Annotated in this window: 16 protein-coding genes; 12 read left to right on the top strand and 4 right to left on the bottom strand. The window is 36.9% G+C overall.

Translation table 11 applies throughout. From position 1 onward, the window contains the following. Positions 1-32: 32 nt before the first annotated feature. The 5 genes from RWP09_RS05430 (at position 33) to RWP09_RS05450 (ending at position 4,831) form a co-directional block, all read left to right on the top strand. Complete coding sequence (locus RWP09_RS05430) at positions 33-866, top strand: PRD domain-containing protein (protein WP_314434848.1); 834 nt, start codon at positions 33-35, stop codon at positions 864-866. A 35-nt stretch (positions 867-901) separates the two neighbouring features. Continuing rightward, positions 902-1,219, top strand: coding sequence for a PTS lactose/cellobiose transporter subunit IIA (locus tag RWP09_RS05435; protein WP_039704004.1), 318 nt, complete (start codon positions 902-904; stop codon positions 1,217-1,219). After that, positions 1,219-2,910: a lactose-specific PTS transporter subunit EIIC gene (locus tag RWP09_RS05440; RefSeq protein WP_314434850.1), complete on the top strand. Its 1,692-nt coding sequence runs from the start codon at positions 1,219-1,221 to the stop codon at positions 2,908-2,910. The genes RWP09_RS05435 and RWP09_RS05440 overlap by 1 nt, the downstream gene beginning before the upstream one ends. A gap of 214 nt (positions 2,911-3,124) precedes the next feature. Beyond that, positions 3,125-4,531 (top strand): 6-phospho-beta-galactosidase, encoded by a 1,407-nt coding sequence (gene lacG, locus RWP09_RS05445; RefSeq protein WP_314434853.1) that lies wholly within the window; start codon positions 3,125-3,127, stop codon positions 4,529-4,531. Between the two features lie 42 nt (positions 4,532-4,573). Beyond that, positions 4,574-4,831, top strand: a complete 258-nt coding sequence (locus RWP09_RS05450) for a DUF3884 family protein (protein ID WP_314434856.1) — start codon at positions 4,574-4,576, stop codon at positions 4,829-4,831. Positions 4,832-4,935: 104 nt separating this feature from the next. Here RWP09_RS05450 and RWP09_RS05455 read toward each other — a convergent pair whose 3' ends face one another. The 4 genes from RWP09_RS05455 to nrdH form a co-directional block, all read right to left on the bottom strand. Beyond that, positions 4,936-5,703 (bottom strand): DeoR/GlpR family DNA-binding transcription regulator, encoded by a 768-nt coding sequence (locus RWP09_RS05455; protein ID WP_314434859.1) that lies wholly within the window; start codon positions 5,701-5,703, stop codon positions 4,936-4,938. A gap of 142 nt (positions 5,704-5,845) precedes the next feature. Then, a complete protein-coding gene (gene nrdF / locus RWP09_RS05460) occupies positions 5,846-6,808 on the bottom strand; it encodes a class 1b ribonucleoside-diphosphate reductase subunit beta (protein ID WP_314434861.1) in 963 nt (320 codons plus the stop codon). 183 nt (positions 6,809-6,991) lie between these two features. Continuing rightward, positions 6,992-9,151 (bottom strand): class 1b ribonucleoside-diphosphate reductase subunit alpha, encoded by a 2,160-nt coding sequence (gene nrdE, locus RWP09_RS05465; RefSeq protein WP_314434863.1) that lies wholly within the window; start codon positions 9,149-9,151, stop codon positions 6,992-6,994. Between the two features lie 80 nt (positions 9,152-9,231). Continuing rightward, complete coding sequence (gene nrdH, locus RWP09_RS05470; RefSeq protein ID WP_049500732.1) at positions 9,232-9,450, bottom strand: glutaredoxin-like protein NrdH; 219 nt, start codon at positions 9,448-9,450, stop codon at positions 9,232-9,234. Between the two features lie 349 nt (positions 9,451-9,799). Between nrdH and RWP09_RS05475 the strand changes: the two genes are divergently transcribed. The 7 genes from RWP09_RS05475 to RWP09_RS05510 all read left to right on the top strand — a co-directional run bounded on the left by RWP09_RS05475 (position 9,800) and on the right by RWP09_RS05510 (position 15,182). Then, on the top strand, positions 9,800-10,063 hold the full coding sequence (locus RWP09_RS05475) for a phosphocarrier protein HPr (protein ID WP_000146947.1): 264 nt from the start codon (positions 9,800-9,802) through the stop codon (positions 10,061-10,063). A 5-nt stretch (positions 10,064-10,068) separates the two neighbouring features. Beyond that, entirely contained in the window at positions 10,069-11,802 is a 1,734-nt protein-coding gene (ptsP, locus tag RWP09_RS05480; protein ID WP_004241506.1) for a phosphoenolpyruvate--protein phosphotransferase, read from the top strand. 133 nt (positions 11,803-11,935) lie between these two features. Further along, the gene (locus RWP09_RS05485) at positions 11,936-12,430 is read left to right on the top strand and encodes a YkgJ family cysteine cluster protein (protein ID WP_000031481.1); all 495 of its coding nucleotides are present in this window, start codon (positions 11,936-11,938) and stop codon (positions 12,428-12,430) included. A 57-nt stretch (positions 12,431-12,487) separates the two neighbouring features. Beyond that, positions 12,488-13,030 carry a ClbS/DfsB family four-helix bundle protein gene (locus RWP09_RS05490; protein WP_314434867.1) on the top strand — a complete coding sequence of 181 codons (543 nt, stop codon included), beginning with the start codon at positions 12,488-12,490 and terminating at the stop codon, positions 13,028-13,030. 439 nt (positions 13,031-13,469) lie between these two features. After that, positions 13,470-14,201 (top strand): hypothetical protein, encoded by a 732-nt coding sequence (locus tag RWP09_RS05495; RefSeq protein WP_314434870.1) that lies wholly within the window; start codon positions 13,470-13,472, stop codon positions 14,199-14,201. Between the two features lie 507 nt (positions 14,202-14,708). Further along, positions 14,709-14,921: a hypothetical protein gene (locus RWP09_RS05505; RefSeq protein WP_228113490.1), complete on the top strand. Its 213-nt coding sequence runs from the start codon at positions 14,709-14,711 to the stop codon at positions 14,919-14,921. Positions 14,922-14,969: 48 nt separating this feature from the next. Further along, positions 14,970-15,182, top strand: a complete 213-nt coding sequence (locus RWP09_RS05510) for a hypothetical protein (RefSeq protein ID WP_025169680.1) — start codon at positions 14,970-14,972, stop codon at positions 15,180-15,182. Positions 15,183-15,300 lie beyond the last annotated feature (118 nt).

Here is a 15,300-nt window from a genome sequence, read left to right on the forward strand (position 1 = left end):
CAATTTATATTATATTAGGAAGGGAGAAGTAGATGTTTAGAATTGTTAGTGTTATTAATAACAATGTTACTCTGGCAAAAAATGAAAATCATGAAGAAGTTATGATTACGGGTAATGGAATAGCTTTTCAAAAGAAAAAGGGTGATATCATTATACAGAGTAAAATTGAAAAAGTTTTTAGATTAAATACTGAAGAGTCTAAGAATAACTTTTTAGCACTGTTGAAGGATATTCCACTCGATTTTATCACAGTTACTTATGAAGTTATTAATGATCTAACTACTGAATTCAATTATCCTGTACAAGAATACTTATACGTAACATTAACAGATCATATTTATTGTTCTTATCAGGCGATACATAAGGGAAACTATGAATTTAACAAACTGCCTGATGTATCTCATGAGTATCCAACAGAATATATAATGTCGAAAAAAGCATTAAAAATTTTTAAAGATAAACTGTTGGACAGTTTTCCGGATAATGAGATTGATAGAATTGCACTTCATTTTATAAATGCTAAAAGCGGTGAAAATCAATCAGATAAAATCCAGATTAATCGCTCAAGAATAATAATTGACAAGGTTAAATCGAAACTCAAAGAATATAAAATCGAAAGAACAAAAAGAAATTCTCATTTATTCGACCGATTTATGGTTCATTTAAATTATTTTCTTGAATACCTTGATAGAAGTAGAAGTGATAACTCTTCTTTATTAGATATGGAAGATCATATAAAGGTTGCCTATCCACTAGCTTATGAAATAGGTAATGAGATTTACAAGATTATCGCTTGTGAAACTGGTGTTGAACTTCATAGAAGTGAACGTATTTATATAATCTTACATATCCAAAGATTGCTTTAAAATAATAAATTATAACATATAAGGAGGTCTCTATCATGAATAGAGAAGAAGTAACATTGTTAGGTTTTGAAATCGTAGCCTATGCTGGCGATGCTCGTTCAAAACTATTGGAAGCCTTGAAGGCTGCTGAAGCTGGTGATTTTGCAAAAGCGGACGCTCTGGTAGAGGAAGCTGGTAGCTGTATTGCAGAGGCTCACCACGCTCAAACAAGTCTATTGACTAAGGAAGCTTCTGGTGAAGACTTAGCTTATAGTGTGACCATGATGCATGGCCAAGACCACTTGATGACAACCATCTTGTTAAAAGATTTGATGCACCACTTAATCGAACTCTACAAGAGAGGAGTTAAATAATGAATAAACTCATCGCATTTATTGAGAAAGGAAAACCTTTCTTTGAGAAACTATCTCGTAATATCTATCTTCGTGCTATTCGTGATGGTTTCATTGCAGGTATGCCTGTTATTCTCTTCTCAAGTATTTTTATCTTGATTGCCTTTGTACCAAACTCATGGGGCTTTAAATGGTCTGATGAAGTTGTAGCCTTTCTGATGAAACCTTATAGCTATTCTATGGGTATTCTCGCACTTTTGCTAGCTGGTACGACTGCTAAATCATTAACAGACTCTGTTAACCGTAGCATGGAGAAAACCAACCAAATCAACTATATGTCAACTCTATTAGCTGCTATTGTTGGATTATTGATGTTGGCAGCTGATCCAATTGAAGGTGGCTTTGCAACAGGATTCCTCGGAACAAAAGGTTTGCTTTCAGCCTTCCTAGCAGCCTTTGTGACTGTAGCCATCTATAAGGTTTGTGTTAAGAACAACGTCACTATTCGTATGCCTGACGAAGTTCCACCTAATATCTCACAAGTCTTTAAAGATGTGATTCCATTCACTCTCTCAGTTGTTTCACTTTATGCTCTTGATTTACTAGCTCGTCATTTTGTTGGTGCTAGTGTAGCGGAATCAATCGGTAAATTCTTTGCACCACTCTTCTCTGCAGCTGATGGCTATCTTGGTATTACCATTATCTTTGGTGCCTTTGCCTTCTTCTGGTTTGTTGGTATCCATGGTCCATCTATCGTTGAACCAGCTATCGCAGCTATTACCTATGCTAATGCCGAAGTCAACTTGAACCTTCTCCAACAAGGGATGCACGCTGACAAGATTCTTACTTCTGGTACACAAATGTTTATCGTTACCATGGGTGGTACAGGTGCGACACTGGTTGTTCCATTCATGTTCATGTGGTTAACAAAATCAAAACGTAACCGTGCAATCGGACGTGCTTCAGTAGTTCCTACCTTCTTCGGTGTAAATGAACCAATCTTGTTTGGTGCACCGCTTGTATTGAACCCGATTTTCTTCATTCCATTCATCTTTGCACCAATTGCAAACGTATGGATCTTTAAGTTCTTTATCGAAACACTTGGCATGAACTCATTTACTGCCAACCTTCCATGGGTTACTCCTGGACCTTTGGGGATTGTCCTTGGTACAAACTTCCAGTTCTTATCATTCGCTCTTGCTGCCCTTCTAATCGTGGTTGACGTAGTCATTTACTATCCATTCCTTAAGGTCTATGATGAACAAATTCTTGAAGAAGAGCGTTCAGGTAAATCTAATGATGAATTGAAAGAAAAAGTTGCTGCAAACTTCAACACTGCAAAAGCAGATGCTATTCTTGAAAAAGCGGGTGTCGATGCAGCACAAAATACAATTACAAAGGAAACAAATGTCCTCGTTCTCTGTGCAGGTGGAGGGACAAGTGGACTTCTTGCGAATGCTTTGAATAAGGCAGCTGCAGAATACAATGTTCCTGTGAAAGCAGCAGCAGGTGGCTATGGTGCTCACCGTGAAATGTTGCCAGAGTTTGATCTTGTTATCCTTGCTCCTCAAGTTGCTTCAAACTTTGAAGATATGAAAGCAGAAACTGATAAACTCGATATTAAACTTGCGAAAACAGAGGGCGCTCAATACATCAAACTAACTCGTGATGGAAAAGGTGCTCTTGCATTTGTACAAGCTCAATTCGATTAACGATAGGGACTATAAAACAGTCTCCTATCGTTACGGAAATCGCTATGGCGAATTTCCTAATCGCCTTGTTAATTCGTCGGTAAAAAGATATCGTTTTTACCTCCTCATGTCACAATTCGGTGACTTGCTACAAGAAGTGAGATGGAGAAGGATGGCTCACTGACTCCTCTCCTCTCACTTTTACTTTATTTTAAATCAAGAAATAGGTGAAAAAATGACAAAAACACTTCCAAAAGACTTTATTTTCGGTGGTGCTACAGCTGCTTATCAAGCAGAAGGTGCTACACATACTGATGGAAAAGGACCAGTTGCGTGGGATAAATATCTTGAAGATAACTATTGGTACACTGCAGAACCAGCCAGTGATTTTTACAATCGATACCCAGTTGACCTAAAGCTAGCAGAAGAGTATGGTGTCAATGGTATTCGAATTTCTATTGCTTGGTCACGTATTTTCCCAACCGGTTACGGTCAAGTAAATCAGAAAGGTGTTGAGTTTTATCATAATTTATTTGCAGAGTGTCACAAACGTCACGTTGAGCCATTTGTAACTCTTCATCACTTTGATACGCCAGAAGCTCTACATTCAAATGGAGACTTCTTAAACCGTGAAAATATCGAACACTTTGTAGACTACGCGGCTTTCTGTTTTGAAGAATTCCCAGAAGTAAACTATTGGACAACCTTTAATGAAATTGGGCCAATCGGTGATGGTCAATACTTGGTTGGGAAATTCCCTCCAGGTATTCAGTACGACCTTGCTAAAGTTTTCCAATCGCACCACAATATGATGGTGTCTCATGCACGCGCTGTAAAACTATATAAAGATAAAGGATATAAAGGTGAAATTGGTGTTGTTCACGCTCTGCCAACCAAGTATCCTTTGGATCCTAAAAATCCAGCAGATGTTCGTGCAGCTGAGTTGGAAGATATCATCCACAATAAATTTATTTTGGATGCAACTTATCTTGGACGCTATTCCGATGAAACGATGGAAGGTGTCAACCATATTTTATCAGTCAATGGCGGTAGCTTAGATCTTCGTGAAGAAGATTTCACAGCATTAGAAGCTGCAAAAGACTTGAACGACTTCCTAGGAATCAACTATTATATGAGTGACTGGATGGAAGCCTTTGATGGAGAAACTGAAATTATCCATAATGGTAAGGGCGAGAAAGGAAGCTCTAAATACCAAATCAAAGGTATTGGTCGTCGTGTAGCTCCTGATTATGTACCACGTACAGATTGGGATTGGATTATCTATCCTCAAGGTTTGTATGACCAAATCATGCGTGTGAAGAAAGATTATCCGAACTACAAGAAAATCTACATCACTGAAAATGGTCTTGGATATAAAGATGAGTTCGTTGATAACACTGTTTACGATGATGGACGTATTGATTATGTGAAACAACACTTGGAAGTATTATCTGATGCTATTGCAGATGGAGCTAATGTAAAAGGTTACTTTATTTGGTCATTGATGGATGTCTTCTCATGGTCAAACGGTTATGAAAAACGTTACGGTCTCTTCTATGTAGACTTTGAAACTCAAGAACGTTATCCTAAGAAATCAGCTCACTGGTACAAGAAAGTATCAGAAACTCAAGTGATTGAGTAGTAGAATTAGTAATTAGATATAGAATTCTAGTGAGGAATAAAGATGTTCAAAGATTTTATCCAATCAATTTATGAAAAAGTTTATATTATCAATTTCGATAAATGTTCTCAAATACCTTGTTTGACTAATGAGGAGCTGACGAAACTTGGGAAATGGTATGTCTCTACCGGTAAAGAATGGATTTGCCATTCAGACTATGAGCTGGAAGAATTTAAAAATATCTTTTTAAATTTTATCAGTCCTGAAGAACGGGATAATATCTCCTTTGATTCAGATTTTATGCCGTTTCAACAATCATAAAGAATCTAGGAAACTCTTTGTAAAAATCTTCATCAAAAAATGCGTCATATCAAGATTCTTATTTTCTTGATATGACGCATTTTATATTTTATCAATCCTCAGTTTTATGGTTTAGAAAGAATAATTTTTGTTTGTTTTGAAAGTTGAGAAAAGGCTTCTTTATTTAATTTTGAGTCCGAAACAATAGTATCAATATCAGAGATATTGTAGAAGGTATAGAAATCAAATTTATTGAACTTACTATGGTCAGCTAGTAAGTATTTTTTATTGGAATTGTTGAGAGCGATGCGTTGGGATTCACCTTCCTCTTCACTAAAGGTCGCAATCGCATTATCCTTAATACCATTACAGCTAACGAAGGCTTTAGAAAATTGTAGATTAGCCAAGTTTTGCAAGGTTAGTGTTCCCACAAATGCTCCAGTAATAGAGCGATAGTTTCCACCAATTAAAATCAAATCTGTTAGTTTTCGTTCGTTTAGGATGAGAAAGACTGGTAAACTGTTTGTTACAACACGAATATTATCAATTGGAAGTTCATGGGCAAAAGATTCTAAGGTGGTACCAGGGCCGATAAAAATAGTTTCACCCTCATCAATTAAATGGCCTGCAAAACGACTGATTTCTTGTTTTTCTGCAATCTGTAAGCTTTGTTTTTCAATATTGGAACGTTCATTATTTAAAATAGAACCTGTGCGAATTTTTTCAGCTCCACCGTGAACCCGAACAAGTAGATCCTTGTCTGCCAACTCTTGCAAGTAGCGTCTAGCAGTCATATCTGATACATCCAAGCGAGTCATGATTTCTTTTACAGTAATAGTTCCCTTTGTATTTACCGTTTCTAGAATATTATCTAGTTTTTCCTGCTTTAACATCCTTATCACCTCTATTTCTATTACTATTTTATCATAAAGTGTTCAATCAATCAATTTAAAAAACAAAAGAAAACAAAAACAAAAATATCATGGTTGTTTTAAACAAACCATGATATTTGTTATCAGTTCTGGGATAATTGAATTAGTCCAAACCGTAGTTGTAGTCATCATCTTGCATGGCTTCAACTTCGCCAAGAAGGTAACCATTTCCGACTTGAGAGAAGAAGTCGTGGTTGGAAGTTCCTGTTGAAATACCGTTCATAACGATTGGGTTGACATCATCAGCTGAATCTGGGAAGAGTGGATCTTGTCCCAGATTCATGAGTGCCTTGTTGGCATTGTAGCGAAGGAAGGTTTTGACTTCTTCCGTCCAACCAACATCGTCATAGAGGCTTTCTGTATAGCCTTCTTCATTTTCATAAAGAGTATAGAGTAGATCGTACATCCAATCCTTGAGTTTTTCTTGCTCTTCTTCAGGTAATTCATTAAAACCAAGTTGGAATTTATAACCGATGTAGGTTCCGTGAACAGACTCATCACGAATAATCAATTTGATGATTTCCGCAACATTGGCTAGCTTGTTGTTCCCAAGATAGTAGAGGGGAGTGAAGAAACCTGAGTAGAAGAGGAAGGTTTCAAGGAAGACACTGGCAACTTTCTTTTCAAGTGGGCTACCGTTTAGGTAGATTTCGTTGACGATTTCCGCCTTCTTTTGTAGATAAGGATTGGTATTGGTCCATTCGAAAATTTCTTCAATCTCAGCCTTGGTATTCAAGGTAGAAAAGATTGATGAATAAGATTTAGCATGGACAGATTCCATAAATTGGATGTTATTGAAAACAGCTTCCTCATGAGGTGTACGGATGTCTCCGCGAAGGGCTTGAACCCCAGTTTCAGATTGCATGGTATCAAGAAGGGTTAAACCACCAAAGACTTTTCCGACCAAGTCTTTCTCTTTGTTAGATAGCTTTCTCCAGTCATCCAAGTCGTTTGACAAGGGAATACGTGTATCGAGCCAGAATTGCTCCGTCAGCTTTTCCCAAGTTGATTTGTCGATGACATCTTCAATGGCATTCCAGTTAATGGCTTTGTAGTAAGTTTCCATAAGGTGTATTTCTCCAATGTAATAGTAATTATTATGCAGCCTTGCTTAGTTTTATAGAACCTATTTCAATGGTATCATATTCTTTTATTGCGGAGTAAGCAATAAAAGTCATGGAGCCAAAAACAAGTATAACGTAAATTGGCCCCCATTTACTATTTAAACAAGTAGTAAAAATTTTTTCCATTAAATCACACAGCTTTCACACTGGTTGGCACCGACTTCTCCACCATCATCTGTAAAGGTACGGACGTAGTAGATAGACTTGATGCCCTTGTTAAAGGCATAGTTACGAAGGATAGACAAGTCACGTGTCGTTTGTTTGTTTTCTTTCTTCCATTCGTAAAGATCTTTTGGAATGTCACTACGCATGAAGAGAGTGAGTGAAAGTCCTTGATCCACGTGCTCTGTTGCAGCAGCGTAAACATCAATCACTTTACGCATATCCATGTCGTAAGCAGAAGTGTAGTAAGGAATGGTTTCTGTTGACAAGCCAGCAGCAGGGTAGTAGATTTTCCCGATTTTCTTTTCTTGACGTTCTTCGATACGTTGCGTAATCGGGTGGATAGAAGCAGAAACGTCATTGATGTAACTGATCGAACCATTTGGAGCAACAGCTAGACGGTTTTGGTGGTAAAGTCCATCTGCTTGAACCTTGTCGCGAAGTTCAGCCCAATCAGCAACACTAGGGATAAAGACATCTTTGAAGAGTTCTTTAACACGTTCTGATTTTGGAACAAACTCGCCTGTAATATACTTGTCAAAGTAGCTTCCCTTAGCATAATCTGATTTTTCAAAATTGTGGAAGGTGATACCACGTTCACGCGCGATATTGTTTGACTCAACCAAAGTCCAGTAGTTCATAAGCATAAAGTAGATGCTTGTAAATTCAACAGACTCAGGCGATCCATATTCAATCAATTGTTGGGCAAGGTAGCTGTGAAGTCCCATAGCACCAAGACCAAAGGTGTGAGCTTGGCTATTTCCATGGTCAATCGTAGGCACAGCCACGATGTGCGAACTATCTGTAACGAAAGTAAGAGCACGAACCATAGCACGGATAGAACGACCAAAGTCAGGTGAGGTCATCATGTTAACTACGTTAGTTGAACCAAGGTTACATGAAACGTCCGTCCCCATTTGAAGGAATTCTTGAGCATCGTTAATCAAGCTTGGTTCTTGGACTTGAAGAATCTCAGAACACAAGTTACTCATGATGATTTTTCCATCAACAGGATTTGAACGGTTAGCCGTATCAATGTTGACTACATAAGGATAGCCAGACTCTTGTTGCAATTTAGAGATTTCCGTTTCCAAATCACGCGCCTTGATTTTTGTCTTGCGAATGTTTGGATTTGAGACTAGTTCATCGTATTTTTCAGTAATGTCGATGTAGTTGAAAGGTACACCATACTCTTTTTCGACAGAATAAGGGCTGAAGAGGTACATTTCTTCATTTTTACGCGCCAATTCGTAGAATTTATCTGGAACCACGACACCGAGTGAAAGAGTCTTAACACGAACTTTTTCATCGGCATTTTCTTTCTTAGTTGAAAGGAAGGCGATGATATCTGGGTGAAAGACATTGAGGTAAACAACCCCAGCACCTTGACGTTGACCTAATTGGTTTGAGTAAGAGAAGCTGTCTTCGAAGAGCTTCATAACTGGTACGACCCCAGAAGCTGCTCCTTCATAACCTTTGATAGGTGCACCAGCTTCACGAAGGTTGCTGAGGGTAATTCCCACACCACCACCGATACGTGAAAGTTGAAGAGCTGAGTTGATAGAACGTCCGATAGAGTTCATATCATCCGTTACTTGGATCAGGAAGCAAGATACCAACTCCCCACGACGAGCACGTCCAGCATTGAGGAAAGAAGGAGTAGCAGGTTGGTAGCGTTGGTGGATGATTTCATTGGCAATATCGATGGCAACAGCTTCATTCCCATCAGCGAAATAAAGGGCATTAAAGAAGACACGGTCTTCCATACTTTCAAGATAATATTCACCGTCGTTTGTCTTCAAGGCATATTGATTGTAAAACTTATAGGCAGCCATGAAAGACTTGAATTGGAAATTTTGATCTTTGATAAATTGAGACAATTCTTCCAAAAACTCTGGACGGTATTTCTTGATAAAAGCTGTTTCGATGTAGTTGTGTTCAATGAGGTAGTTGATTTTATCCTTGATTGAATCAAAAACCATAGTGTTTGGAACTACATTTTCTTTAAAGAAGGCATCCAAGGCTTCTTTATCTTTGTGAAGCATGATTTGTCCATTAACAGGACGGTTGATTTCGTTATTGAGACGGAAGTAAGTCACGTCTTCAAGATGTTTTAATCCCATAAAATTTTCCTTATCTAATTACAAAAGAAAGGCTTCTAAGTTAGCCCTAGAAGCAGTTTCTTCTGGATGATGTACTAAGATTATGCTAATTGTTTCAATTTTCCTGGTTGGAAACCTGAAAAGACTTCAGTTGGTGTTTGGATAACAGGAGCTGCGCTGAAACCGAGCTCTTTAACTTGATCGATGTACTCAGGTTGCTCATCAAGATTGATTTCACGATAAGTGACATTATTACTGTCCAAGAAACGCTTGGTCATTTTACATTGGACACAGTTGTTTTTAGAATAAACGGTTACCATTGTGTAACTCCTCTTTAAAATTTAATTCTATCCTAGTATATCAGAAAATAAATTTTTGTCAATGATTTAAAACTAAATATAGTGGTCTATTTTTCTACATAACCTAACAAAACACAATATGTAGTGTTTGCTTTGTGAAATAGTGATAATTATCCTATGATTTGTTTTTTGAAAAACTATATCCTGTGTTTTGCCATCTAGGATAGAAGATTTTCAGCAAGTTATCTGAAAGGAAATCGAATAAATCCCATAAAATGCTTGAAAAAAATCCTAGAAGATGATATAATACCAAATTGTAAGGGTTATCACATATAACTCAAAAAAGAAAGAACAAAAGGAGAGTCAAACTATGGCTTCTAAAGATTTCCACGTAGTGGCAGAAACAGGTATTCACGCACGTCCAGCAACATTGTTGGTACAAACTGCTAGCAAATTTGCTTCAGATATCACTCTTGAGTACAAAGGTAAATCAGTTAACCTTAAATCAATCATGGGTGTTATGAGTCTTGGTGTTGGCCAAGGTGCTGACGTAACTATCTCAGCTGAAGGTGCAGATGCAGATGACGCTATCGCTGCAATCTCAGAAACAATGGAAAAAGAAGGATTGGCATAAGGAAAATGACAGAAATGCTTAAAGGAATCGCAGCATCTGACGGTGTTGCAGTTGCAAAAGCATATCTACTCGTTCAACCGGATTTGTCATTCGAGACTGTTTCAGTCGAAGATACAAACGCAGAAGAGGCTCGTTTGGATGTTGCTCTTGAAGCTTCTCAAAACGAGCTTTCTCTTATCCGCGAGAAAGCTGTAGGTACGCTTGGTGAAGAAGCGGCTCAAGTTTTTGACGCTCATTTGATGGTTCTTGCTGACCCAGAATTGATTGGTCAGATTAAAGAAACAATCCGTGCTAAGAAAGTCAATGCTGAAGCAGGTCTTAAAGAAGTGACTGACATGTTCATCACTATCTTTGAAGGCATGGAAGACAACCCATACATGCAAGAACGTGCAGCGGATATCCGCGACGTGACAAAACGTGTATTGGCAAACCTTCTTGGTAAAAAATTGCCAAACCCAGCTTCTATTAACGAAGAAGTAATCGTGATTGCACATGACTTGACACCATCTGATACAGCTCAATTGGACAAAAACTTTGTAAAAGCTTTTGTAACAAACATCGGTGGACGTACAAGTCACTCAGCTATCATGGCACGTACACTTGAAATTGCAGCTGTATTGGGAACAAATAACATCACTGAAGTGGTGAAAGATGGTGATATCCTTGCTGTTAACGGAATTACTGGTGAAGTGATTATCAACCCAACAGATGAACAAGCGGCAGAATTTAAAGCAGCTGGTGAAGCTTATGCTAAACAAAAAGCTGAGTGGGCACTTTTGAAAGATGCTCAAACAGTGACTGCTGACGGTAAACACTTCGAGTTGGCTGCTAACATCGGTACTCCAAAAGACGTTGAAGGTGTTAACAACAACGGTGCAGAAGCTGTTGGACTTTACCGTACAGAGTTCTTGTACATGGATTCTCAAGACTTCCCAACTGAAGATGAGCAGTATGAAGCATACAAGGCTGTTCTTGAGGGAATGAATGGTAAACCAGTGGTTGTTCGTACAATGGATATTGGTGGAGATAAGGAACTTCCTTACTTCGATATGCCACACGAAATGAACCCATTCCTTGGCTTCCGTGCCCTTCGTATCTCTATTTCTGAGACTGGAGATGCGATGTTCCGTACACAAATCCGTGCCCTTCTTCGTGCTTCTGTTCATGGTCAATTGCGTATCATGTTCCCAATGGTTGCCCTTTTGAAAGAATTCCGTGCAGCTAAAGCGGTTTATGAAGAAGAAAAAGCAAACCTTCTTGCTGAAGGTGTTGCAGTTGCGGATGATATCCAAGTTGGTATCATGATTGAAATCCCTGCAGCAGCAATGCTTGCAGACCAATTTGCAAAAGAAGTAGACTTCATGTCAATTGGTACAAACGACTTGATCCAATACTCAATGGCGGCAGACCGTATGAACGAACAAGTTTCATACCTTTACCAACCATATAACCCATCAATCCTTCGCTTGATCAACAACGTTATCAAGGCAGCTCACGCTGAAGGTAAATGGGCTGGTATGTGTGGTGAGATGGCTGGTGACCAAAAAGCTGTTCCACTTCTTGTCGGAATGGGCTTGGATGAATTCTCTATGTCAGCAACATCTGTACTTCGTACACGTAGCTTGATGAAGAAATTGGACACTGCTAAGATGGAAGAGTACGCTAACCGTGCCCTTACAGAGTGTTCAACAATGGAAGAAGTTCTTGAACTTCAAAAAGAATACGTTAACTTCGATTAATGTAATCAACCTTGTAACCTAGTTGCAAGGTTTTTTGACGCATTTTGGAAAAGCATGGTTCTATAAAGTCTACTTTTCAATGGAACAGAGGCGTGATATAATAGGAGGAAACAAATAGAATAAGAGAGAAACCATGTCTAAAGAAATTGATATTGAGTACTACCACCAGCTAGCCTTACAAAAGCAGAAGGAGCATCGTAAAGTTTTAGCCAATTTAAAGAAAAAGCCACCAAAAAATCTAGATAAGATAGCCCAGCAGATTCACCAAGAAGTTTTTGAGGAGATTGATTGCACCGCCTGTGCTAACTGTTGTAAGACTTTGGGGCCTGACTTTAAAGAAGCAGATATTACACGAATCGCCAAGTACTTTAAGATGAAATTACCAGCTTTTGAAGCGGAGTTTCTGCAGGTAGATGAAGATGGTGATAAGGTTTTTAAATCCATGCCCTGCCCATTTTTAGGAGGAGATAATCTCTGTTCCATCTATGATGTTCGTCCAAAGGCCTGTCGTGAATTTCCCCATACAGACAGGAAAAAAATCCATCAAATCAACCATTTGACGATTAAGAATACTTTGACCTGTCCAGCAGCCTATCTCTTTGTTGAGAAATTAAAGGATAAGTTATAGAGATTTAAAGGCTAAAAAATTTCTAATAATAACTAGAGATATGAAGGTAGTACTCCTGTGCCTAGACCGAAAACAAAAGAGGAGCTAATGCTGGCCTCTAAGGAAAACTATGAAAAGCTCAATCGTTTCATTTCCCGACTAAGTGAAGATGAGCTACAGACTCCATTTGATTTTTCAAGAGACCAAAAGAAAAAAGAAGCCCACTGGAAAAGAGATAAAAATCTAAGAGATGTTCTGATCCATCTTTATGAATGGCAGCAGTTACTTTTGACTTGGGTCCATTCTAATCAAAAGGGTCATGAGAAACCTTTTCTACCTGAGTCTTATAATTGGAAAACTTATGGACAAATGAATGTCGCTTTTTGGAAGAAGCACCAGAAAACTTCTTTAGAAGAAGCGACTAGACTACTAGAGCAATCGCATAAAGAGGTTTTAGAGTTGATAGAAGTTTTTAGCAATGACGAACTCTTTACCAAAGGTGTCTATAAGTGGACAGGAGGGACAAGTCTGGGTTCCTACTTTGTCAGTAGCACCTCCAGCCACTATGATTGGACTATGAAAAAGCTCAAAGCACATCAGAAGAATTGTAAGTCTCATTAGTTCAAGTGACAATGAAATTTAGGAAAGGTTTTTCTAAGTTTAGAATAGTTTTTTCCTTGTTTTTGAGCAATTCTAGCTTTAGAATTGCATATATATTTATGAAGTTAGGGTATTCTATAGTTAGGATTGATCTATTCTGAAAGATTTGGGTTGTCAATTGTATAGGCTAGTGTTTTACCAATGAATTTTGCTGAAAGATTCCTTGTTTTATGGTAGTCTAAAGTAAAAGAAAGCCTTATCATTATATTTGTATCTTTAATCTGACTTGGTTTAGGTCTAGAAGAGGGATAGATATTTGGGGTTTTCAAATAATAATAATATTTTCACTTGCAAAAAATGTACTTCAATTTTAACTAATGTAAAAGAAGGAAATATCATGAAATGTTTATGACTTGTTGGGAAGAGAATGTGAACTAAAAATAGATTTAGGAGTAGGTAGATGAGTAATCTAGAATCAATGCGTAAAGCGCATATCATCGTGTGGAGTGCCTATCTATTTTTATCATTAAGGGCGCCGTTAATTAGCAGTACTGAGTATCTTTTGCTTATTTTTTTAGCGTTTCTCTATTCAATAGTATCGTTACCTATATACTCTGTGAAGAATAAAATAGTATCCATTTGTCTGGCTATAAACTCGATTCTGTTAATGAGTTTTCCAATTTTAATCAATAAATTTTTCCCAGGAAAGGTTTCTACTTATATCGTATTAATCAGTATTTTTATCCTGGAGTTCTTAATCTTTAATAAAATTGGTAGAGATTTTGATACTAGATTAGCTAGCGAGTATAGGAAAATCAGTCAGTTTAAAAGTAAGATGTCTCAATCTCCTTGGATCAAATATTTAGAGATTTTTAGTTTTATATTAACTATATTTCCATTTATTCTTCATGGTACAGTTGATAATCGTGTATTGACTCTTATCTTTTTGACAAAAATTTGTGTAGATACTACGATAAAGATTCTATTAAACAGAATCTTTAAGACAAGTGAGGTAATGAAAAGGAGGATATTTTCTCTTTTTGTACTAGATTTGATTGTCTATTTATTTTTAGGCTATGTTTTAGCAATGCAAAAAGATGGATACCTATTTTCAATTCTACTAATTTTTTCTAATTTCTCACTTCCCTTTATCAGAGAAAAAGAGTATGAGTTATTTAAAAATAAGAAATGAGATAAATATGGTTAAATCTTACTTCTCTTCAAAATCAAATGGTGAAAGGATATCTTATCTAGGTAACAAAGTGCTTTATAAACGCAGTCGACGATTACTTATTAGAGAACTATCCTAACCATCCAACGTTAAAGAGAAGAAATCTTATGAAACTCGTATCACCAAATAATTATGTTGCTATTGAGTAAGAAGAGATGAGGTGTCTTGATGGGGGATTATCTCTACATAAAGAAGGGGGAATGTTACAGTAAACGTAGTCAATGCTTATTTTATGGGGAATTAAATATGTTTAAACTAAGTGATAAAATCAGAATGGTCTTTGCTCTTTTAGGAGTAAGTTCCCTATTGGTTAGTATGTATCTTATACCTTTTATTAAAACTGAGAATAAATTTTGGGAAATACTTTTATTTATATTAGGTGTATTGCTAATTGGAATTACGTTACTAAGTCATAAAAAAATTAAATTTTGGAAATAGCGTTAGTGAGAAGGACAGGATAATAGTATTATGATGGTTGTTTTAATTTTGATGGTTGTGGTATATCTGTATTATGTAATTACAGAGTATTTTCAGAATAGTTATATTGACTGTATACTATTTCTAACATTGCTGATTTCTCATTTGATATGGGATTACTATTTTTTGCCCATTGAAATTTTAGTGGCATTAAGTGGAGTAAATTTGCTGTCAAGATTTTTCAAAAAAAAGAGAAGTCAATAGAGTTGTTAGTGGCTTATAAAGATGAAAGGTAAAATTGGGATATTTAAAATGAAACATTTTTTTGCAGGAATTGGTGAGATAAGATTTAGTAATTATCTATTGTCTCTATGTGTAGGACTAGCCCCTCTTTTTCATATCTATGTAATAGGCTCTGAAATGAATTTTGTGAAAATAGTGTTATCTATTTTGGGAATTATATTTGTTTGTATTTTAACTATTGCTCGAATTTATAGAAGATTTTTCTATAATTCACTAGAATAGTATGGGTTAGTTAATCAATTGGAACGATTATTTTTGTTATACTTTACCACTTTTAAGTTTTTACATTAAACAACCGAATGAAGTGAAAGTTCTTTATCTTAGAAAGGAAAACCTCAAA

The organism is uncultured Streptococcus sp., from assembly GCF_963521255.1.
Classification (GTDB): Bacteria; Bacillota; Bacilli; order Lactobacillales; family Streptococcaceae; genus Streptococcus.

What these genes read in the sequence shown, in the direction of transcription:
- nrdF (WP_314434861.1), bottom strand. Translation starts at nt 6,808, where the DNA reads ATGGAAACTTACTACAAAGCCATTAACTGGAATGCCATTGAAGATGTC.
- RWP09_RS05510 (WP_025169680.1), top strand. Translation starts at nt 14,970, where the DNA reads ATGAAACATTTTTTTGCAGGAATTGGTGAGATAAGATTTAGTAATTAT.
- RWP09_RS05430 (WP_314434848.1), top strand. Translation starts at nt 33, where the DNA reads ATGTTTAGAATTGTTAGTGTTATTAATAACAATGTTACTCTGGCAAAA.
- RWP09_RS05440 (WP_314434850.1), top strand. Translation starts at nt 1,219, where the DNA reads ATGAATAAACTCATCGCATTTATTGAGAAAGGAAAACCTTTCTTTGAG.
- RWP09_RS05505 (WP_228113490.1), top strand. Translation starts at nt 14,709, where the DNA reads ATGATGGTTGTTTTAATTTTGATGGTTGTGGTATATCTGTATTATGTA.
- RWP09_RS05455 (WP_314434859.1), bottom strand. Translation starts at nt 5,703, where the DNA reads ATGTTAAAGCAGGAAAAACTAGATAATATTCTAGAAACGGTAAATACA.
- RWP09_RS05475 (WP_000146947.1), top strand. Translation starts at nt 9,800, where the DNA reads ATGGCTTCTAAAGATTTCCACGTAGTGGCAGAAACAGGTATTCACGCA.
- ptsP (WP_004241506.1), top strand. Translation starts at nt 10,069, where the DNA reads ATGACAGAAATGCTTAAAGGAATCGCAGCATCTGACGGTGTTGCAGTT.
- RWP09_RS05435 (WP_039704004.1), top strand. Translation starts at nt 902, where the DNA reads ATGAATAGAGAAGAAGTAACATTGTTAGGTTTTGAAATCGTAGCCTAT.
- lacG (WP_314434853.1), top strand. Translation starts at nt 3,125, where the DNA reads ATGACAAAAACACTTCCAAAAGACTTTATTTTCGGTGGTGCTACAGCT.
- RWP09_RS05485 (WP_000031481.1), top strand. Translation starts at nt 11,936, where the DNA reads ATGTCTAAAGAAATTGATATTGAGTACTACCACCAGCTAGCCTTACAA.
- RWP09_RS05450 (WP_314434856.1), top strand. Translation starts at nt 4,574, where the DNA reads ATGTTCAAAGATTTTATCCAATCAATTTATGAAAAAGTTTATATTATC.
- nrdH (WP_049500732.1), bottom strand. Translation starts at nt 9,450, where the DNA reads ATGGTAACCGTTTATTCTAAAAACAACTGTGTCCAATGTAAAATGACC.
- RWP09_RS05495 (WP_314434870.1), top strand. Translation starts at nt 13,470, where the DNA reads ATGAGTAATCTAGAATCAATGCGTAAAGCGCATATCATCGTGTGGAGT.
- nrdE (WP_314434863.1), bottom strand. Translation starts at nt 9,151, where the DNA reads ATGGGATTAAAACATCTTGAAGACGTGACTTACTTCCGTCTCAATAAC.